This is a genomic window from Nocardia sp. JCM 34519.1 (assembly GCF_020361265.1).
In the GTDB taxonomy this organism is placed as follows: Bacteria; Actinomycetota; Actinomycetes; order Mycobacteriales; family Mycobacteriaceae; genus Nocardia; species Nocardia arthritidis_A.
Genome location: NZ_JAIRBR010000003.1, coordinates 510,575 through 536,631, shown reverse-complemented (window position 1 = coordinate 536,631; position 26,057 = coordinate 510,575). Strand labels below are relative to the sequence as shown.

The window sequence follows — 26,057 nt, the reverse complement described above, 5'->3', positions numbered from 1 at the left end:
TCCGGGCAACGCGCCGGGATCGCATTCGGTGTACCGTGCCCCAGTGTTCCTTCGACAGCTCGAGCCTCGCACCGCTCGTACCACCGCCGAGGCGCTGAATTTCATCCTCTGGCCCATCGCGATCATGACCGTGGTGCATCGGGTGATCATCAGGGCTGTCAACCGCTACGTTACCGACGACTTCAGGCCCGTGTACGATGCCTCGCTGGCGTTCCTGAACCACCGTCCGGTGTATACGGACAACTTCGACTCCGTCGACCCGCATTACCTCTACCCGCCGAGCGGGACGCTGATGATCGCGCCGCTGGCCATTCTCGACCCGGAGAAATCGCGCTGGTGCTTCATCCTGTTGAACGCCGTCGCGATCATCATCGCCTGGTATCTGCTGCTGCGGCTGTTCAAGTTCACGCTGCGTTCGGTGGTCGCGCCCGCACTGCTGCTGGCCATGTTCATGTCCGAAACCGTGGTCAACACACTGGTTTTCGGCAATGTCAACGGATGTGTGCTGCTGGCCGAGGTCATCTTCATCCACCTGCTGCTGCGGCGTAAGGACCTGTGGGCCGGTGTGGTCATGGGTTTGACCATCGCGGTGAAACCGACGCTCGCCTACCTGTTGGTGATCCCGCTGGTCCGCCGCCAGTGGCAGGTGTTCATTACCGCGATCGGCGTGCCGCTGGTGCTCAACGCCATCGCCTGGCCGCTGATCAAGGATCCGATGGACTTCGTGAAGCGCACGGGGCCATACATTCTGGAGTCGCGCGACTACTTCAACAGCGCGATCGTCGGCAATGCCGGATACTACGGGCTGCCGGTCTGGCTCACCTGGGGCATGCGCATCGTGATGGCCGTGCTCGTGCTGATTTCGCTCTGGGTGCTCTACCGCTACTACCGGGAAGACGAGCTGTTCTTCGTCTGCACCAGCTCCGGCATCATCCTCATCGCATCGTGGCTGCTGCTCTCGCTCGGCCAGCAGTACTACTCGATGATGCTGTTCCCATTCCTGATGACGGTGGTGCTGCGCAATTCGGTGCTGCGCAACTGGCCCGCGTGGCTGGCGGTCTTCGGATTCATGTTCGGCGAGCAGTGGCTGTCGTACCGCTGGCCCAGCACCGGGCGCGCGCTCGAATACCTGCGCGTCACCTTCGGGTGGGGGCTGCTGCTCATCGTGGTGTTCTGTGTGCTCGGCGACCGGTACCTGAACGCGCGCCGGGAAGGGCGGCTCGGCTCCGGCAGCATCGACCCGGCGTGGATGCTGCCGGAATCCGCCGATGACGATCGGCGCAACGGGTCGGCGCCCGCCGCGAAACCCGTTAGCGTGGAATCATGACCGACGCCGACACATCCCTACCCGCGCCGCGAATTCAGCTGACTCCCCAGGAGTGGCGGGTCAAGCTGAATCCGGAGGAGTACGCGGTGCTGCGCGAGGCCGCCACCGAACGCCCCTTCACCGGCGAATACACCGACACCAAAACCGAGGGCGTCTACACCTGCCGGGCCTGCGGCGCCGAATTGTTCCGCAGCACCGAGAAATTCGACTCGCACTGCGGCTGGCCCTCTTTCTTCGACCCCGCGAAATCGGATGCGGTCATCCTGCGCGCCGACGACACCCTCGGCATGCACCGCGTCGAGGTGCTGTGCGCCAACTGCCACAGCCACCTCGGCCACGTCTTCGAAGGCGAGGGCTACCAAACCCCCACCGACAAGCGCTACTGCATCAATTCCATTGCCCTGCGGTTGAACCCGGCGAAATAGGCTCAGGAAACTCCTGTTTCGAGGGTGGTAAGAGCCACAACGCGCGTCTCGACATATACAGCGGTACCGTCGTCGAGGCGCGCCAAGTGGTACTGGTAGACGATCGGCTCGCCGGACGTATCCTCTTCGATCCGCCAATACTCAGCGATACCGGCAGCCGCGTACAGTTTCGGTTTGATTTCGCGGTCTTCGCGCCTCGAACTTCGGGAGACGATCTCGACCAGCATCTCGAATTCGTCGGCGGACCTGTACGCTCGTTCCCCAATCGGAGGCGCGCGGAACACACCGACATCGCAGGTACGAATCTCGCCGTCACACAAGACGATGCCCTGTTCGGCGTATGCCTCTCGCTGTTGGTCCTCTAGTAGGCGGCACACCCGCGACTGGGTACGCGCGTGCCACGGACGCATTGCGGACGCCATCACGACAAGGTTCCCCTCCCGCACCTCATACCGATAATCGGACGGCAACCGCTCCAACGCATCCGGCGTCCACTCGAACATGGGTGGCAATTCCAACGTTGTCACCGGCACCTCCTAACGAGACCATTGACACCTAGGCTATCGGACGGTCCCCAGGTGGCTGTTCTACGACAGCCACTCTTCCGCCAGAATCTCATCCACCCGAGCAGAGATGTCATTTCGGCCGCTGGCTCCGGCTTCTGCTGCACCCATGATGCGGATCAGGCCCGGCCGAACTGCATCGTCTCGCCATGATGTGAGCGACATCCGACCTGGTCGCCCGATCATCCTGCGGAGCCGGATAACCAGCGCCGCAACGAGTCTCGTCGACGTCCAGTGCATGGTTGTCGAGTATGCCGACGTTGGGCGTACCCGACCAGCGGATCACGGCAGGGCGGCGACGAGTTTTTCGATTTCGACGCGGGGGCCGGTGAAGAAGGGGACCTCCTCGCGGACGTGCAGGCGGGCCTCGGTGGCGCGCAGGTCGCGCATCAAGTCGACGATGCGGTGCAGTTCGGGGGCCTCGAAGGCGAGGATCCACTCGTAGTCGCCGAGCGCGAACGCGGCGACGGTGTTGGCGCGGACGTCCGGGTAGCCGCGGGCCTCCTTGCCGTGGTCGGCGAGCATCTTGCGGCGCTCGTCGTCGGGCAGCAGATACCACTCGTAGGAGCGGACGAACGGGTAGACGCAGATGTACTTGCCCGGTTCCTCACCGGCCAGGAACGCCGGAACGTGGCTCTTGTTGAACTCGGCGGGCCGATGCAGCGCGGCCTGACTCCACACCGGCGCGCTCGCCCGGCCCAATTCGGTGGTGCGCCGGAAGTCGGCGTAGGCCGCCTGCAGTTCCTCGATCTGCTCGGCATGCCACCAGATCATGAAGTCGGCGTCGGCGCGCATACCCGCGACGTCGTAGAGTCCGCGCACCACGACACCGCGTTCGGCGAGCCCGTCGAAGAAGGCCCGCGCCTCCTTGATCGCCGCCTCCCGATCGTCCCCGAGCACCCCCGGCTGCACCTCGAACACCGAGAACATCAGGTAGCGAATCGTCGAATTGAGCGCCTGGTAATCGAGTCTGGCCATACACCCCATCCTGCCACTCGGCCCCGGAACCGAATCAGCGCGGGCAGGCGTCCAGCCGCCAGTCGGTGGGCGTGAACTGTTCGGTGTGGATGCGGGTGTCAGGGACGCCGAGCGCGTGCAGCTGAGTGCGCATCTCGTGCAGGAATCCGACCGGGCCGCACACGTGGATATCGGCGCCCGCGGGCAACTCCAGTTCGGTCAGATCGACCAGGCCCATATGGGCGCCGGGTACCGCGTCCTGGTACCAGAGCTCGAGTTCGCTCTCCGGGAGTCGAGACATCAACTGCCGTAGGCGATTTCGCAACGGATGGGTATCGGGCGAGCGGTCGCCGTGCACCACCAGCGTGCGCCGCCCCGGGTGCCGCGCGGCCAGCTGTTCGAGGATGCCGATCATCGGCGTCGCGCCGATACCGCCGGACACCAGCACCAGCGGCGCGTCATCGGCCAGGTCGACACCCGCATCGCCGAACGGCACCGTGACATCGACGACATCGCCCGGCCGGACCCGCTCGTGCAACCAGGTGGACACCTCACCGGCCGGGCAGTCGCCCGCGGCATCGATCCGCTTGACCGCGAAGGACAACCGCCCGGCGCCCGGCGCGTCGACCAGGCTGTACTGCCGCAGCTGCCGGGCGCCGTCGGGCAGCCGGACACCGACCGAAACATACTGTCCCGGAGCGAAATCCGGCAGCGGCGTGGCGGGATCGGCGGATTCGACGGTGAAGACGGCGACACCGCTCGGTTCGTCGTCGCGCGCGACGACGGTGGCCCGGCGGTACACGTCGCCCGGTTCCACACCGGCCGCTACATACAGGCCCTTTTCCTCGTCGATCAGCGCGTCGGCCATCAGCCAGTACACCCGGTCCCATGCCGCGGCGACGGATGCGTCCACCACGTCGGCGCCGAGCACCTCGACGATCGCGGCGAAGAGATTGTCGTGCACCACCTGATACTGGTCGGCGGTGACGCCGAGGGAGGCATGCTTGTTGGCGATCCGGCTCAGCATGGTGTTCGGGCGAGCCTGCTCCGGATCCACCAGGTGCGTGGCGAAGGTCGCGATCGATGCGGCCAGCGCCCGGGATTGGGCGCCCTGCGCCTGATTGCCGCGGTTGAACAGGTCGCGAATCAACTCGGGATGGTTGCCGAACATGGTCCGGTAGAAGACCTGGGTGATCCGATCGATGTTGGCGGCGACCAAAGGCAGTGTGGCGCGGATGATTTCGGCGTGTTCCGGTTCCAGCGCGGGCTCGGTGGTCACGATCTCGGTGTGCACAGGTACTCCTCTTTCGTCGTCGTCGCTCCCGGAAGGGCCCGCGAGCATATGCAGCAGTCCGATCGCGGGACCCGAGACGAGTTCGGCGAGCGTGTGCCGGTCCAGTTCGCGATAGAACGCGTCCTGAGCGTCGGCGAGCACCCGCCGCAACCGGCAGGCACCCACCAGCGGGCACGGCGGAATTCCGGTGCACGCCACCACTTCTCGATCGCCTTCCAGGTCGCGGACCAAGCGGCCCACGGTGATCGAGCGCCCGGCCTCGGTGATGAACAGACCACCCGTGCGCCCGCGCTGCGATTCGACCAACCCCAGCTCGACCAAACGGGTAACCGCTTTGGCCACATGATGTTCCGAGGCGTCGACCTGTCTGACGATCAACCGCGTGGTCACCCGCTGCTCCGCCGACCCGCTCACCGCCAGTCGCATCATCGCGCGCAACCCGAGATCGGTGAATCGCGAAAGCTGCATACCCAGCACGCTAACCACGCCATTCCGAAAACTCAGCAGCAAACCGGCGTGTGCTTAATTACGCCATCCGCTGCGGATTTTCCGCCGGCAGTGTTCCACGATGGATCCAAGGCTCACCGCACCCGCTGATCTATTCAAAACTGCTGCACCAGAAGGCTATTCGAAGATGATCAAGCCAAGGAGGGACTTACCGACAACACCCCGGTGGCCGAAGGCAACAAAACCCAGGGACCTCCGCCCCTACCGACCCCACCCGGAAATCCTGTTAGCAAATCAGAGGCAACAGTTCCGCAGGTTCGGCTTCGCGCATAGCGATCACCCTCCCATGACGCGCGACCGCTTGCGCGGCAAGCTATTTGCTATGCGCAGGCTGCGCGAACTCACCCACTGGGTTGCCACCGGACGCTCGAAAACCGTTGGGGTTCAGCTGAGCATGGCGGCGATGCGTTGGGCGGCGGCGGTGCCGGAGGCGACGCAGGCGGGGACGCCGACGCCGTGGAGGTAGGCGCCCGCGACGGCGAGACGGTCGGAGTCGTTGACGGCGGATTCGATGGTGGCCACGCGTTCGGTGTGGCCGGGGGCGTATTGGGCGAGGCCGCCCGGCCAGCGTTGTACGGCGGCGGATAGCGGGGTGATGGGGATACCGGTGACGGTGGCTAGGTCGTCGGCGGCGGCCGCGACGAGATCGGCGTCGGACCAGCCGAGCGGGCTGTCGTCCCCGAATTTGGCGAACGAGGCGCGAACCAGGGCGGTTTCGCGGGCGGCCAGATGCGGCCATTTCCGGCTGGACAGGGTGAATGCCTTGGCGCGCAACGGTTCTCCGGTGGCGACCAGGATGCCGGAGTGCTCCGGTAGCGCGGTGTCCTTCGGCAGGGCGAGTGCGACGACCACCGAAGAGGACAGCTGGATTTCCGCGGCGGCCGCGGCGGCGGTGGGTACCGCGCTGGTCAGCAGGTGCGCCGTCACCGGCGCCGGGGCGGCGAGTACCACCGCGTCCACCGCGCCGACCGGGTCGACGATCCAGCCGTGTTCGGTCCTGGCGAGCCGCGAAACCGCCGTCGCCGTCAGGAATTTCGCTCCCGACCGGGCCGAGAGCGCATCCAGCAGCACGCGGTAACCGTCGCGAATGCCGCCGAAGACGGGTGCGGTGGACGGCGGCGGCATGGCGGCGGCCACCGCGTGGCTGAGGCTCGGCGCGCCGCCGTCGAGCGCGACGGCGAGCCCGGGTAGGGCGGCCCGCACCCCGATCGTGCGGGAACTGCCCGCGTACACGCCGCCGAGCAGCGGATCGACGCTGCGCTCGACAACCTGCGCGCCGAACCGTTCCGCGACCAGACTGTGCACATCGATATCGGATCCGGGCAGCCATTCCAGCGGCCGATGCGATTCGGCGGCGATCTTTTTCAGCGTCTCCTCGTCGACCAGTCCGCGCACGGATTCCGCGTTGGACGGGATGCCCATCAGCGTCCGCTCCGGCAGCGCATGCGTCTGCCCGCCGGACCAGATCAACGGCCGCACCCCCGACGGCACGACCAGCTGCGGTTCCAGACCCAGCTCCCGGAGCAGCCCCGGCACCTCCGGCCGGCGCCCGACGAACGCCTCGGCACCGAGATCCATTGGCTCCCCGGCCAATTCGCCGGTGTAGAGAATGCCGCCGAGCCGATCACCGCGCTCGATCACCAGGATCTCGGCCCCGGCTCCCAGCAAGGTGCGCAACCGATACGCCGCGACTAGCCCGCTGATGCCACCGCCGATCACCGCGATTCTCATGTCCCGACCGTAACCCCTCGCCCCGGCCGCGCCCACCACCGGTCCCGCGAGTGTCCGCCCGACCGCTCGGACCGATTTCCGCCCGAACCGAACCTCACAGTTCGTGGATATATCCCACCAGCTCGGTCAGCACGCCGGGATCGGTGTCCGGCAGCACCCCGTGCCCGAGGTTGAAGATATGTCCTGCCGCGCCCATGGTGATCGCCTCGTCGGCCTCCCCGACGATCCGGCGCGTCTCGGCCCGGATCACCTCCTGCCCCGCGAACAGCACCGCGGGATCGAGGTTGCCCTGCAACGCTTTTCCCGGTCCGACCCGGCGCACCGCCTCGGTGAGCGGCACCCGCCAGTCGACGCCGACCACGTCCGCGCCCGCCGCCCCCATCGCGCCGAGCAGTTCGCCGGTGCCGACGCCGAAGTGGATCCGCGGCACGCCGGCGTCGGCGACCTCGGCGAACACCCGCTCGGAATGCGGCAGCACGAACCTGCGGTAGTCGGCCAACGACAGCGCACCCGCCCACGAATCGAACAGCTGGATGGCGTCGACACCGGCCGCCAGCTGCGCGCGCAGGAAGACGATGGTGATATCGGTGAGCGCGCCGAGCAGCGCATGCCAGGTCTGCGGGTCGGCGTGCATCATCGCCTTGGTGCGCTCGTGGTTCTTGCTCGGCCCGCCCTCGACCAGATACGAGGCGAGCGTGAACGGCGCACCGGCGAATCCGATCAGCGGGGTGTCACCGAGCGCGGCGGTGAGCAGCCGCACACCCTCGGCGACCGCGCCGACCTCCTCGGGCCGCAGCCGCGGCAGCGCACGCACATCGGCGACGTCGCGCACCGGCGACGCGATCACCGGCCCGACGCCCGGGACGATATCGAGATCGATTCCGGCGGCCTTGAGCGGAACGACGATGTCGGAGAACAGGATCGCGGCGTCGACGCCGTGCCGGCGGATCGGCTGCATGGTGATCTCGCACACCAGCTCCGGATCGAAGCACGATTCCAGCATCCCGATGCCGTTGCGAAGTTCGCGGTATTCCGGCAGGGAACGTCCGGCCTGTCGCATGAACCACACCGGACGCCGCGACGGTGTGGCGCCGGTGGCGGCGGCCAGGAACGGAGCGTCGGACAACCGGCGGCGCGTATATGTGCTCATCACCCGTCATCGTATGCGGCGCCCCACGCGGCGTGCCTGCGGCCGTATCCCGGCGGCGTCCGCGATGTCGCGGCAATATCCCGCTGTATCACTATGCGGCACTGAGCGGCGCGCCTCCGACTGCGCCGGGTGCCCAGGGTCTACCGTCCCCTCTGTGACACCGCTCGACTTCCGCGACGGCGCCGCACCGACCGAGGGACCCAACGGGGAGCCGGCACGCTTTCGCGCCGCGGTCGATGCGATGGGCACCGCAACCGTGCACCCCCGGATCGAGCTCGCACCGATTCGGCCGCCGCAACGCCTCGCACCGTATTCGTATGCCGTCGGCGCCGAGGTCAAACATCCGGAAACCGCTGTGGTGCCCGCCGATTCGGAGGGCGACGCGTTCGGCAGGCTGATCCTGCTGCACGATCCGGACGGCGACGAGGCATGGCACGGCACATTCCGGCTGGTGGCCTACATCCAGGCCGATATCGATGCGGCGCTGGCCACCGATCCGCTGCTGCCGGAGGTGGCGTGGAGCTGGCTGGTCGACGCGCTGGAATCGAGATCGGAGCCGTTCACCGCGCTGGGCGGCACGGTCACCGCGACCAGTTCGGTGCGCTACGGCGATATCGCCGGGCCGCCGCGCGCACACCAGTTGGAGCTGCGCGCCTCGTGGACGGCGACGACGACGGAAATGCGCCCGCATGTCGAAGCGTTCTGTGAAGTACTCGCCTATGCCGCGGGGTTGCCGCCCGCCGGGATAACTCATCTGCGGCCGCAGTCCCATACCACCGGCGAGCCCAACTGACCGCAACGTAAAGTTCAGGCTTATGCCGGTAGCAGAAGAACCAGAGAACGCAGCCGAGCCTTTGCTCGTACCCGCCGAGGGTGTTCCTCCGGTTCTGGACACCGCCGCGGAGGTCGCCGCGGCCGCCGCGGCACTGGCGGCGGGTTCCGGTCCACTGGCCGTCGACGCCGAACGCGCCTCGGGTTTCCGCTATTCGGCGCGCGCCTATCTGATCCAGTTGCGCCGCAAGGGCGCGGGCACCTTCCTCATCGATCCGATCCCGGTCACCGATGCGCTCGAACCGCTGGCTGCGGCGATCAACGGCCTGGAATGGGTGCTGCATTCGGCCGATCAGGATCTGCCGGGCCTCGCCGAACTCGGTTTACGGCCCGCCCGCCTGTTCGACACCGAATTGGGCGGCAGGCTGGCCGGATTCGAGCGGGTCGGGCTGGCGGCCATGGTGGAGCGGCTGCTCGGCCGGGCGCTACGCAAGGGGCACGGCGCGGCCGACTGGTCGACCAGACCGCTGCCGGACGACTGGCTGAACTACGCCGCACTCGATGTGGAACTGCTGCTCGAACTGCTCGACGCGGTGGCGGTGGAACTCGAGCTGCAAGGTAAGACCGATTGGGCCGCACAGGAATTCGAGCACATCCGGATCACCGAGCCGCCGGCGCCGAAGGCCGACCGGTGGCGGCGCACCTCCGGTATCCACACGCTGCGCCGCAGCAGACAGCTGGCCACCGTGCGCGAATTGTGGCACACCAGAGATGCGCTCGCGCGGGCCCGTGATGTGGCGCCCGCGCGAATCCTGCCGGACGCGGCGATCATCGCGGCGGCGACCGCGGAGCCGCGTTCGGTCGCGCAGTTGCGGGCGCTGCCGGTGTTCGGCGGGCCGCGGCAACGCCGGTACTCCCGCGACTGGCTCGGCGCCGTCGATCGGGCGCGCGCCCTGCCGGACGGCGAATTGCCGCCGCTGACCCAGCCATTCGACGGTCCGCCGCCGGTGAACCGCTGGGAGCGCCGCGACCCGGCCGCCGCCAAACGGCTCAACAAGGCGCGCGCGGCGATGGGTGAGTTGTCGACGGAGGTGTCCATCCCGGTGGAGAACCTGCTCTCACCGGATCTGGTGCGGCGACTGTGCTGGGACGGCCTGCCCGATTATGACCGGATACCGGACTCCCCCGACGATCTCGCGACCGCCATCGACGGATTCCTCAAATCCGGCGGCGCCCGCCCCTGGCAGCGTGAACTCGCCGTACCGCGGCTCACTCAGGCGCTGATGCCACAGCCGTGAACCTTTGCGTAACCGGCTGAATAGGTTACTCTGGCGATCGTGCCTGAATCGACCGAACAGCTCGCCGCTTTCTCTCGGACCATCGTGCTCGACACCGAGCTCACCCCCGCCAAGCCGACCGAGCGAATTCAGGTGCGGCGGATCGGGATGCCGGCAGGTGCGGCGGCCGGACTCCATGTGCACAACGGTCCCGTTGTCGGCAGTATCGTCAGCGGTTCGGTCGCCTACCAGATCGACGGCGAGCCGGAAGTCGTCCTGCACCCCGGCGATGTGTTCTTCGAACCCGAGGGCGTGCGAATCGCCCGCTTCGACGCCCTCGACGAGGATGTGGTGTTCCTCGCCTACTTCCCGCTGTCGGCCGACCAGGAGCCCGAGGTCGAATTCCCCGGCAGCTGAACGGGATTCGGTTACGGCAGCCCGAATGCCAGCAGCATATTGCCGGGCATGCCGGTCGTGATCGGATGTCCGTAGCCGGAATTGGTGTACAGCATGCCGTTCGCGACCACCGCACCGTTGCCGTTGAGTCCGCCGCCGACACCGGGAACACCGTTGACGGTGTCGAAATGCACTCCGGCCGTGTTGTATTCCCACAGGATCGCCCCGGTGTCGGCGGCGAACACCCGCATCTTGCCGTCCATACTGCCCTCGTAGACCAGGCCCGGCGAGGACGAGACGGCATTGGGCATCGACAGCTGACAGAACGGATCCATCGGCACCGGAGGCAGATTGATAAGACAGCCGTTGGCCGGATTGGGTGTGCTCCAAATGAGCTGTCCCGTAGCGGGATTCAGCGCGAACAGGGTGCCGGGATTCGCGCCGTAGGTCGCCACATAGAGTCGATTGCCGTCGTAGCTCGCGCCCCACTGGATTCCGGCCAGCGACTCGGCGCCCGGCGTCGGCAGCGGTGAGGTGGGCACCGACAGCTGGGTCTGCCAGATGATCGCCCCGGTGGCCGCGTCGAGTAGATGGTAGATACCGGTCTTCTGGCCCGCGCCGACGACGGTGCGGCCGTTGATCGCGAAAATATTGGGCTGGGTACCGAAATCGAAATCGCGTCCGGGAGTGGGACAGTTCCCGCCGGATGGCGGCAGCACACAGCGGACGTTCCAGGTATCGCCCGGCGTCATTCGCTGTATCCAGCGGGCCTGACCGGTATCGATATCCACCGCGCCGATCGCCTCGGCGCCCTGCGGATTCTCGCCGCTGTACGGATTACCGGTGGTGTAGTAGAGGGTCCTGGTGTCCGGGTCGATGGTGGGCGAGGACCACACCGCCGCACCGCTCGGCACGAACTCCGGCCTCGCGAACGGCCCGAGATCCTGCTGCGGCGGCAGGGTGAAGTACTTCCACTGCACCGCCCCGGTCGCGGCGTCCAACGATACGACGCTGCCGCGGAAGGTGCAGCACGGGTAGAGATCGACCCCCGCCGGGCCCTCCTCCTGGCTGGACACGCCGATATAGATATGGCCGTCGAAGTACAGCGGTGAGCTGGTGATGATCGAGAAGGGGTGCGTCTCCACCTGCGTCATCCACCGCCGCGCGCCCGTCGCGGCGTCGACCGCCCACACATTGGCCCCGTTATCACCGAAGTAGACCAGGCCGTTCGCCACGGCGGGCCCGTCGCGCAAACCGTAGTCCGGGATGTGTTCCAGCGCGGTGCCGGTATCGAAAATCCATTTCGTCGCACCGGTTTTCGCATCCAGCGCGTACATCTTCCCGTCCCGCCCGCCGGAATAGACGGTGCCGTCGACGACCGCCGGTTGACTGGACTGGGCGATCGCGCCGGGAAAGGCGAAAGCCCACTTCAGTTGCAGCGAACCGACATTCGCGGGCGTCAACGTCGACTCGTTCGCGTTGTAGCGCGACCCACGCAGATCGAACTGCCACATCGTCCAGTCCGAATTCGATCCGGCGGCGGCAGACGGAACCCCGGACACCAGCAACGCCGCCGCGACCGCGAGAGCGGGCATCCGCAATGCCCGTAGAGCCTTGACCCAATACATCGTATGGACAGCGTCCCACCTGGCATCCGATCCAGCTCGTCATGCGGTTAATGCATTACCCGACTGTGACGCGTACGAGACCTGGCACATCGCCGCAGCCGAAGTCGACTGCACCGACGCGTCGATCAAACCGATCCAGCGAACTTGGCGAGCGTGGTGGAGATCTCGTCCAACCCGAGTTCACCCGTCGCGACCGCGATCATGAACGGGTAGGTTTCGGACAGAGGCGCGTTTTGCAAGGTGACACGGTGCCCATTGATACCAAGGAACACAGCCGTCGCGCCCCAGGCGGTTCGCTTATTGCCGTCGATCAGTGCGTGATTGCGTGCCAGCGATTCGAGTAATGCCGCTGCCTTGTCGAACAGAGTCGGGTATGCGTCTTCACCGAATACTGTTGTGCGGTACCTGAACACGGCCGCCTGCAGCAGACCCGGATCACGCACGACGGCAGCGCCCTCGGTCACCTGGTAGGCGATTTCGAGAACGTCTTCGATCCCGAGATATCGGATTTCGCTCACTTGAGCTTGTCCAACAGCTCTCGATGCTCGTCCATCATGAAGGCGATCTCGGTCCGCACCGCGTCACGGTGCTGCCATCGCTCGACGTATTCGGCCACGGCCACGTTGACGACGGCATTCATGCTGCGGCCTTCGGCCTCAGCCTGGGCGCGCAAGGCGAGCTCATTCTGTTCGGTCAGTCGCAGGTTCATCGCCATGCCAACCATGGTACTACGGTGGTACCACTTCGGGTCACCAGGTGACCCGAACCACCGGAAGCCCTACCGAGCGTCGAGCCAGCCACCTATGCGCCGGGCGATACCTTCCGCGGTGAGCCCGAGGTCCGCGTGTACCTCGCCGCGCGAGGCGTGGTCCAGGAATTGTTGCGGCACACCGAGATCCCGGGTGGGCACGTCGAGGCCGGCGGCGCGCAGCCGTGCGGAGACGGTGGAGCCGATGCCGCCGTGCAGGCCGCCGTCCTCCAGGGTGACGACCATCCGGTAGTTCTCGGCGAGTTTGACGATGGTGTCCGAGACCGGCAGCACCCAGCGCGGGTCGATGACGGTCACCGAAACGCCTTCGCCGCCGAGCAGTTCCGCCGCCGCGACGGCGGTGTGCGCGAACGGCCCGACCGCGACGATCAGCACGTCGCCGTGCACCGATTGCGCGGGCCCGCTCTCCGACAGCCGGAGCACATCCACCCCGTCGAGCCGTTCGACCGCCGAAAGGTCCTCGGCCACACTGCCTTTCGGGAACCGAATGGCCGTGGGACCATCGCTGACGGCGAGCGCCTCGGCCAATTCCTCGCGCAGCGTCGCGCCGTCGCGCGGCGCGGCGACCCGGATACCGGGGACGATGCCGAGCACCGACAGATCCCAGATCCCGTTGTGTGACGCGCCGTCCGGACCGGTGATGCCCGCCCGGTCGAGCACCACCGTCACCGGCTGCTTCAACAGCGCGACATCCATCAGCAACTGGTCGAAGGCGCGGTTGAGGAAGGTGGAATAGATCGCGACCACCGGATGCAGCCCGCCGAGCGCGAGCCCGGCCGCCGAGGTCATCGCATGCTGTTCGGCGATGCCGACATCGAACATCCGGTCCGGGAAGCGCTCACCGAATGCGGCGAGCCCGGTCGGGCCCGGCATCGCCGCGGTGATCGCGACGATATCGTCGCGCCGCTCGGCGTGCGCGATCAGCTCCTCGGAGAAGACCCTGGTCCAACCCAGCGCCTTCGGACCGCCGAGCGCCCGCCCGGTGAGCGGGTCGATCGGATCGCACGCGTGCATCTGATCGGCGACGTGATTCTCCGCGTGCGCGTACCCGTGGCCCTTCTGGGTGACGGCGTGCACGATCACCGGCCCGCCGAAATCCTTGGCCCGGCGCAGCGCGGCCTCCAGCGCGACCCCGTCGTGCCCGTCCACCGGGCCGACGTATTTGAGCCCGAGATCGCTGAACAGCTCCTGCGGGCTCACCGCGTCCTTTATCCCGGCCTTCACCGCGTGCACCATCGAATAGGCCGATTCGCCAACGCGCGGAATGCTTTTCAGCAACTTCTTGCCCGCGTCGAGCGCATGCTCGTAGCCGGGCTGGGTGCGCAGCGCGGTGAGCCGGTCGGCCAGGCCGCCGATGGTCGGCGCGTAGGAGCGGCCGTTGTCGTTCACCACGATCACCACCGGGCGCTCGGCGGCGGCGATATTGTTCAGCGCCTCCCAGCACATGCCGCCGGTGAGCGCGCCGTCGCCGACCACCGCGACGACATGCCGGTCGTGCTGACCGGTGAGCCCGAAGGCCTTGGCGAGTCCGTCGGCATACGACAGCGCCGCCGACGCGTGCGAGGACTCCACCCAGTCGTGTTCGCTCTCGGACCGGCTGGGGTAGCCGGACAGTCCGCCGCGGGTGCGCAGCCCGTCGAACTGGTCCTTACGTCCGGTGAGGATCTTGTGCACATAGGCCTGATGTCCGGTGTCGAAGACGATCGGGTCGGCCGGTGAGTCGAAGATCCGGTGCAGCGCGATGGTCAACTCGACGACGCCGAGGTTCGGGCCGAGGTGCCCGCCGGTCGCGGCGACCTTCTCCACCAGGAACTCACGGATCTCCGCCGCCAGCTCGCGCACTTGCGGCACGGTCAGCCGGCGCAGATCTTCGGGCGTATCGACCCGGGAAAGCACTCCCACCTGAACTCGCTCCCTCCGGATAGCGCATCTTGATCCGAACAGTCTACGGAGCGGTCGGATGGCCCCGGCCGCCCCGCGCGATCCCACCAGCCGACATCGCGCGGAAATGTAACTCTCGACACACGTTACGCGGCTGTGTCCGAACACATTACGCGGCCGGACCCCTACGCGCGGGCGGCTTCGCGCTGCCACTGCACCGCCACTAGGCCCTGTGTCGAAGTCCGGCCGGATGCATCCGTGGCCCAGCTCGTCGCCTGGCAAGGCGGAGGAGCCGCCGATACCGGGGTTGTATCGGCGGCGACGACAACGCGGCCAGGCGGCGAGCTGGGCCACGGAGGCGCCGGATGGGACTTCGACGCAGGGCCTTTGGGGCGCGATGCCGCCGCGCGGCGCGCGACGCGCACCGCATAGAGTGAGCGGGTGGCCGAGCCCGAAGAGGTGGTTCCGCAGTCGCCCGACGCCGGGCGGCGCCCGCCGTCCGCCGGTGTCGTCGGCCGGATCATCGATGACGTGTACGCCCGCTGCCGCGCCGACCGATCCGGCGAGCTGGCCGATTACATTCCGGAACTCGCTGCGGTGCAAGCGGATTCGTTCGGCATCTGCCTCGCCACCGCGGACGGCCGGATATACGGCACCGGAGATGTCGCGACGGCGTTCACCATTCAGTCGATCTCCAAACCGTTCACCTACGCGCTGGCGCTGGCCGACCGCGGACTGGCCGCCGTCGCCGACCGCATCGATGTCGAACCATCCGGCGAGGCATTCAACGAGATCAGCCTCGACCCGGTCACCGAACGCCCGCGCAATCCGATGATCAACGCGGGCGCCATCACCGCGGCATCGCTGATCAAGGGCCGCGACGCGGCGGAACGCTTCGACCGCATCCTGAACTGCTATTCCCGCTTCGCCGGACGCGACCTGACCATGAACGACGCGGTCTACCACTCCGAGGCGCGCACCGGATACCGCAACCGCGCGATCGGCTACATGCTGCGCTCGTTCGGCATCATCGATTCCGATCCGGACGAGGCGGTGGACCGCTATTTCCGCCAATGCTCGGTGGATGTCACCTGCCGCGATCTCGCGGTGATGGCCGCGACCCTGGCCAACAACGGAGTCAACCCGATCACCCGGGAGCGGGCCCTCTCGGCCGCGCTCACCGAACGCGTACTCAGCGTGATGACCACCTGCGGCATGTACAACGCGGCCGGCGACTGGGTGAGTACCGTCGGGCTGCCCGCGAAAAGCGGTGTCGGCGGCGGCATCCTGGCGGTGCTGCCCGGCCAGATCGGCATCGCGGTGTATTCGCCCCGGCTGGATCCGCACGGCAACAGCGTGCGCGGGGTCACCGCGTGCCGGGAGCTGTCGAAGCGGCTCGAACTGCACTTCCTGCACGTCACCCGGGCCGCGCGGGCGGCGATCCGCTCCGAATACACGGTGGCCGAGGTTCCGTCGCGGCTGCGGCGCGACCCGGACGAGCTGGCGGTGCTCGCCGAGCACGGATATCGGGCGCGGATCTACGAACTGCACGGCGACCTGCTGTTCGCGGGCGCCGAGCGGGCCGTGCGCACCATCGAGGAACAGGCGGGCGAACTGGTCGCGCTGGTGGTGGATCTGCGCCGGGTCGGCGAGGTGAGTTCGATCGCGGTGCGCATGCTCGACGAACTGCAGAGCGAACTCGCCGCGACCGGCTGCCAGGTGGCCATCGTCGACCCGGACGGAAAGCTCGGACACCTGGTGTCCAGCCTCGACCCGGCCGATCCGCGCGGGCGGGTGTTCATCGACCGCGACACCGCCACCGAATGGTGCGAGGACATCGTGCTCGCGCGTTACCGCCCCGCCGACGATCCGGTGTGCACCTCGATCGCGCTGGAGGATCATCCGGCGCTGGCCGCGCTGGACCCCGGCGACCGAGCCAGGCTCGCCAAGGAATTCGAGGTCCGCACGATCGCGCGCGGCGAGACCATCGCCGAGCGAGGCAGTGCGCGGTCGGGGCTCTACCTCATCCTGGAGGGCCGGGTGCGGATCAGTTTCACCGGCGCCGACGGGCGCGCTCACCGGCTGGTTTCGCTGTCGGCGGGTATGTCGTTCGGTGAGATTCCGATGTTGATCGGCAGCCCGTTCGTCAACGAGGCGCGGGCCGAATCCGGGGTGCGGGTCGCGGTACTGCGCCCGGCGCGGTTCGACCAGCTCACCGAGCGGGCGCCGGAGCTGAAACTCGCGCTGCTGGAACGGCTCGCGGCCGGGGCGTACGCGCAGATGGACGCGGCGGTGCGCGCGATCGCGGTGCGCGGCGGGGACTATTGAACGGGTTCGCTCGTTGGCAGGGCAACGACAGTAGGAGGCCACCTTGGGCAAGAAGCACGAATCCGATCGCGCGACGGTCACCACATTCGGGCACGGTTCGGTGCGTGCCACCCCGGACCTGATGCGGGTCACGATCTCCGTCGAATGCCGGGCCGGCAAGGTCGCGGCGGCCTACGGCCAGGCGGGTGAGCGGGTCGCGGCCGTCACCCGCTCGCTGCGCGCCAACCGCGTCGGCTCGGCCGATATCGCGACGAGCGGACTATCGGTGCACACCGAAACCGTCTGGACCGAGGGTCAGGGCAACCGGATCACCGGCTATCTCGCGACGACGGATCTGACGGTCGTGCTGCGCGAAATCGGTGACGACGCCGATCCCGGACCCGCCGCCGTCATCGCCGACTGTGTCGAGGCGGGCGGCGACGATGTCCGGCTCGGCGGGCTGACATTGACCTTCGCCGATCAGGCCGGGCTGCTGGCCCAGGCGCGCGACGCGGCATGGGACGATGCGCTCGCCAAGGCCGCCCAATACGCCGAACGGGCGCGGCGGACACTGGGATCAGTGCTGGAGATCACTGAAAATACCGCGTCCGCACCGGTTTTCGCGCCGAAGACACAGGTGCGGGCGATGTCGCTCGCCGAGGGGTATGGCGCGGCGCCGGTTCCGGTGGAATTGGGCGAGAGTGAGATCTCCGCGACGGTCCGCGCCACCTGGCTGCTCGACTGAGGGCGCGTCAGCCGAGTCCCTGTACCAGGAAGGCCACCGAATCCGCGCCCGCGTAGCGGTCTTTCGCGATCTCCTGGTATTCGGGTGACTCCGCCCAGGCCCGGAAGGACGGTTCGTCCGGGAACGACATGATCACCACCTTTTCCCGGTCGGACTCGCCCTCGACAACTTTCGGCGCCTCGTCGGCGGCCAGCAGGGTTCCGTCGAATTTCCCGAATACGTCCATGAATCGCTCGACGTAGCGGTCGTAGCGGGCCCGGTCGGTGAACTTCAATTGCACTACGGCATATACGGTCATACCTGATTCAAGCACCGTGTGGCGGTCAGATCTCGCTCACCGCGAGCCGCAGTCCGAGCCCGATGAGGATCGTTCCGGTGACGCCCTCCAGCCACTGCCGCACCCGGGTCCGGTTGAAGAAATTGCGCGCGCGGCCGACGAAGGTGGCGAGCAGGGTGAACCAGGTGGCGTCGATCACCATGTGCAGCAGCCCGAGCAGCACCGTGGTGAGCAGGATATTGCTGCCCGCCGAGACGAACTGCGGATAGAACGCGAACGCCCACACCGCCAATTTCGGATTGGCCAGATTCGTCAGCAACCCGATCGACGCCGCTCGCCACTTGGTGGCCCGCACCGCCTGTTCGTCGACCTCCTCCGTCGCGACCGGCCGCCGGATCGCCCGCCACGCCTGCACGCCGAGCCCGATCAGCACCACCGCCCCGACCACCCGGATCACCAGGAACGCCACATCGCTGGCCGCCACCAGCACGGAGACTCCGAGCGCGGAGGCCAACGCCCAGAACAGGATTCCGATTTCCATCCCGCCGATGATCGGCAGTGCCGCCCGGGTGCCACCGAGTGCGCTGCGCCGGATCATCAGCGCGGTCGTCGGCCCCGGCACCATCGCACCGATGAATACCGTTACCGCGAACCCACCAATCATCGACCAAGTCACCGCAAGAGCATCGCATGCGGGCCACGGCGACCGCACGGCATCGATTGCGGGGTGGCCTCCGCCGGGCTCAGCCCCGGACGGATCCGTCCATCGGCGCGGATACGGCGGGCAATTGCATCACCGGCGCGGCCGGGTCGGTCGGCTGCGGCGCCCGCAACTGCAGCAGCACCACGATGAGCGCGAGCGCCGCGGCGGCACCGGCCACCTGACGTAGCACCGAAAGCCACCATCGGGCGCGTCCCTGCCACGCCCGCTGCCGTACCGATTCGACCATGCCACCCTCACCCGCGCCTGATGCCGTTGCCGACAAAATCGGTTGACACCGGCAGGTTCGTTACACCTGATCTTGTCGGCAGCGCGCACCGCGTCAGCGTTCGAGCAGCGCGATGCATTCGACGTGGTGGGTGGCCGGGAAGGCGTCGAAGGCGCGCAGTTCGGTCAGGTGATATCCGGCCGTCAGATAGAGGTGCAGGTCGCGGGCGAACGAGGCCGGATCGCAACCGATGTGGATGATGCGGTCCGGTGCGCCGTCGGTCACCGCGGCGATCACATCCTTGCCCGCACCGGCGCGCGGCGGGTCGAGTACGACGACATCCGGTGTCGCACCGGACTGTTCGCGCACCCAGCGCTCCACCCGCTGCGCCCGCAGATCCAGCCAGGGCAGGTCGTGCAGGGCGGCATGGCCGTCGGCGACGGCGGGTCGGGCCGATTCGACCGCGCGCACCGCACCGGTCGGCCCGACGATCTCGGCCATGCGAGCCGCGAAAACCCCTGCACCGCTGTACAAATCCCAGGCCACATCGCCCGGTCGCAACCCGGACCACTCCGCCACCACATCCGAATAGCATTGCGCCGCACCGCGATGCGCCTGCCAGAACCCGGTGGCCGACAACTCCCACCGACGCCCCGCCACATACTCCACGGCCCGCCCGGTGCCGATCACCACCCATTCGTCCCGCGCCGCATGCGTCGCCGCCCGCCGCGCCGCCGCGCTGCGCCGCCGCTCGTCACCGGATCGGCCCACCGAATCCGCCGCGCGCCAAGGCTTTCCACCAGCGGTCGGATCCACTGAATCGTCCGCACGGCGACCACGCCCGCGATGTTCGGGCGGCTCGACCGTCGTCGGGCGGTCGCGTTTCCGGCGCGGCTCCCGGTGATTTCCGGGGCGGTCGTTGCGGTTTCGTTGCGCCGCACGAGCTTCCGATGAGTTCACCGCCGTCGGCGCGAGCTCGACGACGTGCCGCACCCCGGCACCGTCGAGGGCGAGCACCAAATCCGCTCCGGGCGTCCAGGTTCGGTCGGCGATGCCGTCCAGCATCCCCGGAACCGGTTGTGGGCAGCGCAGATCCGGCAGGATGTCGGTGCTGCGATAGCGGTGCACGCCCGCTCGGCCCGCATCGTCGACGACCAGACGCACTCTGGTGCGCCAACCGCCGACGGCATCGCCCGCGCCGGTTATCGGCTCCACCACCACTTCTCGCTCGATGCCCGCGAGCCTGCGCAACTGTTCGGCGACCACCGCCGCCTTCAACCCGCGCTGCGCCGCGGGTGTCGCGTGTGCGAAATCGCAGCATCCGGCGTCGCCGGGCCCGGATACCGGGCAGGTGGCGGGCACTCGCTCGGCGGCGGCCTCCAGGATGTCGATCGCGTCGGCGCGGCAGAAGGATCCGCCGCGGTCCTCGGTCACCAGCACCCGCACCAGTTCGCCGGGCAGCGCGTGCCGGACGAACACCACCCGGCCGTCGTGCCTGGCGACGCAGAAACCGCCGTGCCCCGGCGGCCCGACCCGCACCTCGAAGGCGGCGCCCAACCAGTCGGTCATGTCGTCAGGCCCTGTGTCGAAGTCCGGCCGGATGCCTCCGTGGGCCAGCTCGTCGCCTGACAAGGCGGAGGAGCTGCCGACCTCATCTGTGGTCCTCGAATCCGCGCCGCACCGATCCCGGGGCGTTCACCGCGCGCGGCGTCCTGGCTCGCGCCGACGAGCTCAACTGCCACGGCACGCTGGTCACCATCACACCGGGCTCGAACAACAACCGCCCCTTGAGCCGCAGCGCACTCTGGTTGTGCAGCACCTGTTCCCACCAGTGTCCGACCACGTATTCGGGGATGAACACGGTCACCACATCGCGCGGTGAATCCTTGCGCACCCGCTTCACGTATTCCAGTACCGGCTTGGTGATTTCGCGGTAGGGCGATTCGATCACCTTGAGCGGCACCGTGATATCGCTGCGCTCCCACTCCCGCACCAGCTTCCTGGTGTCGGCGTCGTCCACGTTGACCGTCACGGCCTCCAGCCCGTCCGGCCGGGTGGCGCGGGCGTACGCGAGCGCACGGCGGGTGGGCAGATGCAGTTTGGATACCAGCACGATCGCGTGGGAGCGACTGGGCAGCACACCGTCCCATTCCTGCTCGTCCAGCTCGCGCGAAACCGAATCGTAGTGCCGGTGAATCATTTTCATGATGACGAAGATCGTCACCATGGTGAAGATGGCGATGTAGGCGCCCGCGAAGAACTTGGTGACCAGCACGATGACGAGCACCGCGCCGGTGGCGGTGAGCCCGACCCCGTTGATCACCCGGGAGCGGATCATCCGCGCCCGCTGCGACGGATCGGTTTCGGTGCGCAGCAATCGGGTCCAATGCCGCAGCATGCCGGTCTGGCTCAGCACGAACGAGACGAACACACCGACGATGTAGAGCTGGATGAGCTTGGTCACCTCGGCGCCGAACAGCACGACGAATGCGATGGCCGCGCCGGACAGGAACAGGATCCCGTTGCTGAAGGCGAGCCGGTCGCCGCGGGTGTGCAGCTGCCGGGGCAGGTAGCGATCCTGCGCGAGAATCGAACCGAGCACCGGGAATCCGTTGAACGCGGTGTTGGCGGCGAGCACCAGGATGAGCGCGGTGACCGTGGTGATGAAGAAGAATCCGGCCGGGAATCCGTGGAACACCGTCTCGGCGAGCTGCGCGATCAGCGTCTTCTGCTCATAGCCGGCGGGCGCGCCGGTCAGGTCGGAGTTGTCGTGCGCGTAGACGACTCCGATCTTGCGCGCCAGCACGATGATGCCCATCAACAGGGTGACGGCGATGCTGCCGAGCAGCAGCAGGGTGGTCGCGGCGTTGCGCGACTTGGGTTTACGGAACGCCGGCACGCCGTTGCTGATCGCCTCGACACCGGTGAGCGCGGCGCAGCCGGAGGAGAACGCCCGCGCGATCAGGAAGACGAAGGCCAGCCCGTACACGTTCTCGTCCGCGGACTTCAATCCGAAACCCGCCGATTCGGCGCGCAATTGGTCGCCGAGCACGAAGATCCGGAACAGCCCCCAGCCGAGCATGATGAACATGCCGACGATGAACGCGTAGGTGGGAATCGCGAACGCCGTGCCGGATTCGCGGACGCCGCGCAGGTTCATCGCGGTCAGCACCAGGATCGCCACCACCGCGAACAGCACCTTGTGGGTGGCGACGAACGGGATCGCGGACCCGATATTCGATGCGGCCGAGGAGATCGACACCGCGACGGTGAGCACATAGTCGACCAGCAGCGCACTGCCGACGGTCAGCCCGGCGTTGGGCCCGAGGTTCGTGGTGGCCACCTCGTAATCGCCGCCGCCGGACGGGTAGGCGTGCACGTTCTGCCGGTAGCTGGCCACCACCACCGCCATGACGAACGCCACCGCCAGCCCGACCCACGGCGCGTAGACGTAGGCGGAGAGTCCGGCGGCGGAGAGCACCAGGAAGATCTCTTCCGGCGCGTACGCGACCGACGACATGGCGTCCGAGGCGAACACCGGCAGCGCGATCCGCTTCGGTAGCAGCGTGTGCCCCAGGGAGTCACTGCGGAAGGGCCGCCCGAGGAGCATGCGCTTGGCGGCGGTCGTCAACTTCGACACTGGAGGTAGCTTAGCGGCGTTCGGCGCAAGGGCGCGGCCAGCCTGTTTCGTCGCGCCCGGGAGGGGGAACATGGGCGGTGGTGAGAGTTGACCGGTACCGTGCTGCCGGAAGACAACCAGACCGAACGCCATGTTCCAGGAGCGAGGTTCCACGGTGTACGTAGTGATCATGGGGTGCGGCCGCGTCGGCTCATCCCTCGCGCGCGCCCTGGTCCGGGTGGGTCACGAGGTCACCGTGATCGACAAGGACCCCAGCGCATTCCTGCGCCTCGGCCAGGATTTTCCGGGCGGGCAGGTGACCGGCGTCGGCTTCGACCGGGATGTGCTGACCCGGGCCGGAATCGAACGCGCCGACGCCTTCGCCGCGGTGTCATCCGGCGACAATTCGAACATCATCTCCGCGCGGGTGGCGCGGGAGATGTTCGGCGTCGAGCGGGTGGTGGCCCGCATCTACGACGCCAAACGCGCCGCCGTGTACGAGCGCCTCGGCATTCCGACCATCGCGACAGTGCCGTGGACCACAGACCGGTTCCTGCGCACGCTCATCGGCGATACCAGCACCACCACCTGGCGCGACCCCACCGGCACGGTCGCGGTCACCCAGCTGCCCTTGCACGAGGACTGGTACGGGCGTACCGTCCGGGATCTCGAGCAGGCCATCGGCGCCCGGGTGGCCTTCGTGATCCGATTCGGCCAGGGCCTGCTGCCCGACGGCAAAACCATCGTCCAGGCCGACGACACCGTCTACGTGGCCGCCACCTCCGGCAGCGTCGGCGAGGCCGTCGCGCTGGCCGGCAAGCCACCCGTGAGCGAGGACTGAACATGAAAGTGGCCATCGCCGGAGCCGGCGCAGTCGGCCGATCGATCGCGCGGGAACTGCTGCGCGGCGGGCACGAGGTGATGCTGCTGGAACGGCAGCTCGACCACATCGAACCCGAAGCCATCCCCGACGCGGTGTGGGTGCACGCCGACGCCTGCGAACTCGCGCTGCTGGAGGAGGCGGGCCTGGAAACCTACGAGGTCGTCATCGCCGCCACCGGCGACGACAAGGCCAACGTCGTGCACAGCCTGCTGGCCAAAACCGAATTCGGCGTGCGCCGCGTGGTGGCCAGGGTGAACGATCCGCGCAACGAATGGCTCTTCGACGCCTCCTGGGGCGTCGACGTCGCCGTCTCCACCCCGCGGCTGCTCGCCTCCCTCGTCGAAGAGGCCGTCTCGGTGGGCGATCTGATCCACCTGATGACGCTGCGGCAGGGCCAGGCGAATCTGGTGGAGTTGACGCTGCCCGCCGATACGGCGTTGGCGGGCAAGCCCGTTCGCGCGCTCACCCTGCCGCGCGATACCGCGCTCGTCACCATCCTGCGCGGCGGGCGGGTGATCGTGCCGCAGCCCGACGACCCGTTCGAGGGCGAGGACGAGCTGCTGTTCGTCACCGCACAGGAAGCCGAGGAGGAGCTGCGCGCCGCGCTGGCCGGTCAAGGGCTCAAAACATAACACCCCGATACGTTTTGAGCGTTACGACGCGGCTTTGAGCTCCGCGCGCAGCTTGTTCAGCGCGCGGTGCTGCATCACCCGGACGACGCCGGGGCTGGTGCCGATGGCCTCGGCGGTCTGCGCCGCGGTCCAGCCGAGCACGATCCGCATCACCAGCACCTCGCGGTGCGCCGGCGCCAGCACCTTCATCAATTCCCTTGTGGCGATGCGGCGTTCGTCGGCCAGCGCCCACTCCTCCGGACCCGGCGCGCTGGACGCCGCATCCGGCACATCGGCGGTCGGGTACATCGGGTGCAACTGGGCCCGGCGGAATGCGTCGGCCACCTTGTTGGCCGCGATCCCGTACACGAACGCCAGGAATGATTTGCCCTGATCGCGGTAGCGCGGAATGGCGTTCACCGTGGCGAGCAGGATCTCCTGCACCACATCGTCGGCGGTCACGTGCAGATGTGAGGTATTGCCGAGGCGGGCACCGCAATAGCGGCGCACCAGCGGATGCACGATCCGGACGATCTCGGTGATGGCGCGGCGGTCGCCCGCCGCGGCCGGGCCGATCAGCTTGTCCAGCTCGGCCGAGACCCGCTTGCTCTCCGAGTGCGCGGGATTGGGGTTCTTCTGCGACAGTGCCGCAGGGGAGTGCTCGGTTGCCACGTCCGAGTTCCTTTCCGATCGTTGCGTTTCTGGCCTCGCAAACGATCGTCATATGAACCCGGCTCACCAACCAGACACCCCAGGGTGGGTAGTCCCCCACCTCCCTGGGTGAGTCTTGCACCCTGATGGATTCGCCCTTGCCGCAGCGGAGATTTCGCGGCCGAGATTTTCAGGCCGCGACGGTGCTCGCGGGCAGATGCCCGGCCCGGCGGACCGCCCAGATGGTGACGGCGAGGGCGAGCGCGGTCAACGGCCAGCCCATGCCGATGCGCGCGACGGCCAGCCAGCCCGTCTTATCGGTGTCGTAGAGCTGGGATTGCACGAGGTAGCGGGCGCCGAAGACGACCACCCAGGTGACCGTGGCCAGATCGTAGAGCCGAACCACCCGCCGGTCCGAACGCCACGCGTTGCCGTGGCCGTTCAACACACCCCAGATGACACCGGCCAGCGGCCAGCGCACCAGGATCGATACCAGGAAGACGCCGCCGTACACCAGGCTGGTGTAGATGCCGAACAGGAAGAAGCCCTTGGCCTCACCCATCCGGTAGGCGATGAACGCGCACACACCGACGCCGAGGAATCCGGAGATCGCGGGCTGAATCGGGCTGCGCCGCACCAACCGCCACACCAGCACCGCCGCGGCGACGCCGAGCGCCGACCAGATCGCCGCGGCCAAACCCCAGAACGAATTCACCGGAACGAATGCGAGCACCGGCAGCGTCGAGTAGATCAGGCCGCTGAACCCGCCGAGCTGCTCGAGGAGCGTCTGCTCGGCCTCGTCGTCGGATTCGTCCTCGACGACCGCGTCCAACGCTTCACTCAACGTGCCGTCGACCGCCGCAACGAGCTCCGGGTCGGCCGTCCGGAAGTCGGGATGCTGCGTCGCGCGCAGATCCGCGCCGTTGTCCTCGCTCGATGGCATATGTCAGCTGTTCCCGCGCAATTCGTAGTAGGGGTTGTAGATCACCTTGCGGCCGTCGCGTTCGCCGACCCGGCCACGGACCATGATGCGGCGGCCCGGCTCGATTCCGGGAATCCGGCGGCGGCCGATCCACACCAGGGTGATGGCATCGGTGCCGTCGAAGAATTCCGCCTGCAGGCTCGCGCCCGCCGACTTGGGACACGCCTCGACACTGCGCAGCCTACCCAGCATCGTCACTTCGGCGCCGCGCTGACACTCCGACGCCCGGCACGCTCCCGACGCGTCGACCGTCTCGGCCAGTTCCTCGGCGTCCAACCGATCGATATCCTCGGTCAGTCTGCGGCCCAGACGGCGAAAATAACCTAGGGCTGCGGATGGCATTTCACGCTCTCCTGCTAGAGCAGACGGCGTGGGTC

General features: G+C 67.7%; 26 protein-coding genes and 1 pseudogene. 9 read left to right on the top strand and 18 right to left on the bottom strand.

What is annotated here, in order from left to right; translation table 11 throughout:
• Window positions 1–43: 43 nt before the first annotated feature.
• Both LGY53_RS12000 and msrB read left to right on the top strand, forming a co-directional pair.
• Complete coding sequence (locus LGY53_RS12000; protein WP_225726722.1) at window positions 44–1,327, top strand: glycosyltransferase family 87 protein; 1,284 nt, start codon at window positions 44–46, stop codon at window positions 1,325–1,327.
• Window positions 1,324–1,752 (top strand): peptide-methionine (R)-S-oxide reductase MsrB, encoded by a 429-nt coding sequence (msrB, locus tag LGY53_RS11995; RefSeq protein ID WP_225726721.1) that lies wholly within the window; start codon window positions 1,324–1,326, stop codon window positions 1,750–1,752. The genes LGY53_RS12000 and msrB overlap by 4 nt, the downstream gene beginning before the upstream one ends.
• 2 nt (window positions 1,753–1,754) lie before the next feature.
• Here msrB and LGY53_RS11990 read toward each other — a convergent pair whose 3' ends face one another.
• The 6 genes and pseudogenes from LGY53_RS11990 to hemE form a co-directional block, all read right to left on the bottom strand.
• Window positions 1,755–2,279: a Uma2 family endonuclease gene (locus tag LGY53_RS11990; RefSeq protein ID WP_225726720.1), complete on the bottom strand. Its 525-nt coding sequence runs from the start codon at window positions 2,277–2,279 to the stop codon at window positions 1,755–1,757.
• Window positions 2,280–2,597: 318 nt separating this feature from the next.
• Window positions 2,598–3,293: a hydrogen peroxide-dependent heme synthase gene (gene hemQ, locus LGY53_RS11985; protein WP_225726719.1), complete on the bottom strand. Its 696-nt coding sequence runs from the start codon at window positions 3,291–3,293 to the stop codon at window positions 2,598–2,600.
• 34 nt (window positions 3,294–3,327) lie between these two features.
• On the bottom strand, window positions 3,328–4,614 hold the full coding sequence (locus LGY53_RS11980; protein WP_255663829.1) for a globin domain-containing protein: 1,287 nt from the start codon (window positions 4,612–4,614) through the stop codon (window positions 3,328–3,330).
• A gap of 36 nt (window positions 4,615–4,650) precedes the next feature.
• Window positions 4,651–5,034, bottom strand: a pseudogene (locus tag LGY53_RS11975) (Rrf2 family transcriptional regulator); the annotation flags it as partial.
• Between the two features lie 423 nt (window positions 5,035–5,457).
• Entirely contained in the window at window positions 5,458–6,804 is a 1,347-nt protein-coding gene (locus LGY53_RS11970) for a protoporphyrinogen oxidase (protein WP_225726718.1), read from the bottom strand.
• 94 nt (window positions 6,805–6,898) lie between these two features.
• Window positions 6,899–7,954 carry a uroporphyrinogen decarboxylase gene (gene hemE, locus LGY53_RS11965; RefSeq protein ID WP_225726717.1) on the bottom strand — a complete coding sequence of 352 codons (1,056 nt, stop codon included), beginning with the start codon at window positions 7,952–7,954 and terminating at the stop codon, window positions 6,899–6,901.
• Between the two features lie 154 nt (window positions 7,955–8,108).
• Between hemE and LGY53_RS11960 the strand changes: the two genes are divergently transcribed.
• Genes LGY53_RS11960 through LGY53_RS11950 form a run of 3 tightly spaced genes read left to right on the top strand, consistent with a single transcriptional unit; the run spans window position 8,109 to window position 10,419 of the window.
• Window positions 8,109–8,747: a DUF3000 domain-containing protein gene (locus LGY53_RS11960; RefSeq protein ID WP_225726716.1), complete on the top strand. Its 639-nt coding sequence runs from the start codon at window positions 8,109–8,111 to the stop codon at window positions 8,745–8,747.
• A gap of 22 nt (window positions 8,748–8,769) precedes the next feature.
• Window positions 8,770–10,023, top strand: coding sequence for an HRDC domain-containing protein (locus LGY53_RS11955; protein WP_225726715.1), 1,254 nt, complete (start codon window positions 8,770–8,772; stop codon window positions 10,021–10,023).
• A 39-nt stretch (window positions 10,024–10,062) separates the two neighbouring features.
• Window positions 10,063–10,419: a cupin domain-containing protein gene (locus LGY53_RS11950; protein ID WP_225726714.1), complete on the top strand. Its 357-nt coding sequence runs from the start codon at window positions 10,063–10,065 to the stop codon at window positions 10,417–10,419.
• 11 nt (window positions 10,420–10,430) lie between these two features.
• On the opposite strand, the gene LGY53_RS11945 is transcribed toward LGY53_RS11950, so the two are convergent.
• From LGY53_RS11945 to dxs, 4 genes are all read right to left on the bottom strand, one after another.
• A complete protein-coding gene (locus tag LGY53_RS11945) occupies window positions 10,431–11,993 on the bottom strand; it encodes a PQQ-binding-like beta-propeller repeat protein (protein WP_225726713.1) in 1,563 nt (520 codons plus the stop codon).
• Between the two features lie 158 nt (window positions 11,994–12,151).
• A complete protein-coding gene (locus LGY53_RS11940) occupies window positions 12,152–12,544 on the bottom strand; it encodes a type II toxin-antitoxin system death-on-curing family toxin (RefSeq protein WP_225732610.1) in 393 nt (130 codons plus the stop codon).
• Complete coding sequence (locus LGY53_RS11935; protein ID WP_225726711.1) at window positions 12,541–12,741, bottom strand: CopG family transcriptional regulator; 201 nt, start codon at window positions 12,739–12,741, stop codon at window positions 12,541–12,543. Before LGY53_RS11935 ends, LGY53_RS11940 begins: the two co-directional genes overlap by 4 nt.
• Window positions 12,742–12,804: 63 nt before the next feature.
• The gene (gene dxs / locus LGY53_RS11930) at window positions 12,805–14,697 is read right to left on the bottom strand and encodes a 1-deoxy-D-xylulose-5-phosphate synthase (RefSeq protein WP_225726710.1); all 1,893 of its coding nucleotides are present in this window, start codon (window positions 14,695–14,697) and stop codon (window positions 12,805–12,807) included.
• A gap of 438 nt (window positions 14,698–15,135) precedes the next feature.
• Between dxs and glsA the strand changes: the two genes are divergently transcribed.
• Both glsA and LGY53_RS11920 read left to right on the top strand, forming a co-directional pair.
• Window positions 15,136–17,004, top strand: a complete 1,869-nt coding sequence (gene glsA, locus LGY53_RS11925; protein ID WP_374111168.1) for a glutaminase A — start codon at window positions 15,136–15,138, stop codon at window positions 17,002–17,004.
• Between the two features lie 43 nt (window positions 17,005–17,047).
• On the top strand, window positions 17,048–17,728 hold the full coding sequence (locus tag LGY53_RS11920; protein ID WP_225726709.1) for an SIMPL domain-containing protein: 681 nt from the start codon (window positions 17,048–17,050) through the stop codon (window positions 17,726–17,728).
• 7 nt (window positions 17,729–17,735) lie between these two features.
• On the opposite strand, the gene LGY53_RS11915 is transcribed toward LGY53_RS11920, so the two are convergent.
• The 5 genes from LGY53_RS11915 to LGY53_RS11895 form a co-directional block, all read right to left on the bottom strand.
• Window positions 17,736–18,026, bottom strand: a complete 291-nt coding sequence (locus LGY53_RS11915; RefSeq protein ID WP_225726708.1) for a DUF1330 domain-containing protein — start codon at window positions 18,024–18,026, stop codon at window positions 17,736–17,738.
• A 25-nt stretch (window positions 18,027–18,051) separates the two neighbouring features.
• The gene (locus LGY53_RS11910) at window positions 18,052–18,681 is read right to left on the bottom strand and encodes a LysE family translocator (RefSeq protein WP_225726707.1); all 630 of its coding nucleotides are present in this window, start codon (window positions 18,679–18,681) and stop codon (window positions 18,052–18,054) included.
• Window positions 18,682–18,748: 67 nt separating this feature from the next.
• Window positions 18,749–18,955 (bottom strand): hypothetical protein, encoded by a 207-nt coding sequence (locus LGY53_RS11905; protein ID WP_225726706.1) that lies wholly within the window; start codon window positions 18,953–18,955, stop codon window positions 18,749–18,751.
• A 93-nt stretch (window positions 18,956–19,048) separates the two neighbouring features.
• Window positions 19,049–20,503, bottom strand: a complete 1,455-nt coding sequence (locus tag LGY53_RS11900) for a class I SAM-dependent RNA methyltransferase (RefSeq protein ID WP_225726705.1) — start codon at window positions 20,501–20,503, stop codon at window positions 19,049–19,051.
• A gap of 82 nt (window positions 20,504–20,585) precedes the next feature.
• Window positions 20,586–22,574, bottom strand: a complete 1,989-nt coding sequence (locus tag LGY53_RS11895) for an APC family permease (protein WP_225726704.1) — start codon at window positions 22,572–22,574, stop codon at window positions 20,586–20,588.
• Window positions 22,575–22,728: 154 nt separating this feature from the next.
• Here LGY53_RS11895 and LGY53_RS11890 point away from each other — a divergent pair, with 154 nt between their 5' ends.
• Both LGY53_RS11890 and LGY53_RS11885 read left to right on the top strand, forming a co-directional pair.
• Window positions 22,729–23,394 carry a TrkA family potassium uptake protein gene (locus LGY53_RS11890; RefSeq protein WP_225726703.1) on the top strand — a complete coding sequence of 222 codons (666 nt, stop codon included), beginning with the start codon at window positions 22,729–22,731 and terminating at the stop codon, window positions 23,392–23,394.
• A 2-nt stretch (window positions 23,395–23,396) separates the two neighbouring features.
• Window positions 23,397–24,068: a TrkA family potassium uptake protein gene (locus LGY53_RS11885; RefSeq protein ID WP_167476222.1), complete on the top strand. Its 672-nt coding sequence runs from the start codon at window positions 23,397–23,399 to the stop codon at window positions 24,066–24,068.
• Between the two features lie 21 nt (window positions 24,069–24,089).
• On the opposite strand, the gene LGY53_RS11880 is transcribed toward LGY53_RS11885, so the two are convergent.
• The 3 genes from LGY53_RS11880 to LGY53_RS11870 form a co-directional block, all read right to left on the bottom strand.
• Window positions 24,090–24,719, bottom strand: coding sequence for a sigma-70 family RNA polymerase sigma factor (locus tag LGY53_RS11880; protein ID WP_225726702.1), 630 nt, complete (start codon window positions 24,717–24,719; stop codon window positions 24,090–24,092).
• 169 nt (window positions 24,720–24,888) lie between these two features.
• Window positions 24,889–25,641 carry a DUF3159 domain-containing protein gene (locus tag LGY53_RS11875; protein WP_308102868.1) on the bottom strand — a complete coding sequence of 251 codons (753 nt, stop codon included), beginning with the start codon at window positions 25,639–25,641 and terminating at the stop codon, window positions 24,889–24,891.
• A 3-nt stretch (window positions 25,642–25,644) separates the two neighbouring features.
• A complete protein-coding gene (locus LGY53_RS11870) occupies window positions 25,645–26,022 on the bottom strand; it encodes an OB-fold nucleic acid binding domain-containing protein (protein ID WP_167476225.1) in 378 nt (125 codons plus the stop codon).
• Window positions 26,023–26,057 lie beyond the last annotated feature (35 nt).

Excerpts from the sequence above, each read along its gene's own strand:
- LGY53_RS11935 (WP_225726711.1), bottom strand. The coding sequence starts at position 12,741 with ATGGCGATGAACCTGCGACTGACCGAACAGAATGAGCTCGCCTTGCGC.
- LGY53_RS11870 (WP_167476225.1), bottom strand. The coding sequence starts at position 26,022 with ATGCCATCCGCAGCCCTAGGTTATTTTCGCCGTCTGGGCCGCAGACTG.
- LGY53_RS11970 (WP_225726718.1), bottom strand. The coding sequence starts at position 6,804 with ATGAGAATCGCGGTGATCGGCGGTGGCATCAGCGGGCTAGTCGCGGCG.
- hemE (WP_225726717.1), bottom strand. The coding sequence starts at position 7,954 with ATGAGCACATATACGCGCCGCCGGTTGTCCGACGCTCCGTTCCTGGCC.
- hemQ (WP_225726719.1), bottom strand. The coding sequence starts at position 3,293 with ATGGCCAGACTCGATTACCAGGCGCTCAATTCGACGATTCGCTACCTG.
- LGY53_RS11875 (WP_308102868.1), bottom strand. The coding sequence starts at position 25,641 with ATGCCATCGAGCGAGGACAACGGCGCGGATCTGCGCGCGACGCAGCAT.
- LGY53_RS11905 (WP_225726706.1), bottom strand. The coding sequence starts at position 18,955 with ATGGTCGAATCGGTACGGCAGCGGGCGTGGCAGGGACGCGCCCGATGG.
- LGY53_RS11955 (WP_225726715.1), top strand. The coding sequence starts at position 8,770 with ATGCCGGTAGCAGAAGAACCAGAGAACGCAGCCGAGCCTTTGCTCGTA.
- LGY53_RS11900 (WP_225726705.1), bottom strand. The coding sequence starts at position 20,503 with ATGACCGACTGGTTGGGCGCCGCCTTCGAGGTGCGGGTCGGGCCGCCG.
- LGY53_RS11885 (WP_167476222.1), top strand. The coding sequence starts at position 23,397 with ATGAAAGTGGCCATCGCCGGAGCCGGCGCAGTCGGCCGATCGATCGCG.
- msrB (WP_225726721.1), top strand. The coding sequence starts at position 1,324 with ATGACCGACGCCGACACATCCCTACCCGCGCCGCGAATTCAGCTGACT.
- LGY53_RS11980 (WP_255663829.1), bottom strand. The coding sequence starts at position 4,614 with ATGCTCGCGGGCCCTTCCGGGAGCGACGACGACGAAAGAGGAGTACCT.
- LGY53_RS11915 (WP_225726708.1), bottom strand. The coding sequence starts at position 18,026 with ATGACCGTATATGCCGTAGTGCAATTGAAGTTCACCGACCGGGCCCGC.
- LGY53_RS11945 (WP_225726713.1), bottom strand. The coding sequence starts at position 11,993 with ATGCCCGCTCTCGCGGTCGCGGCGGCGTTGCTGGTGTCCGGGGTTCCG.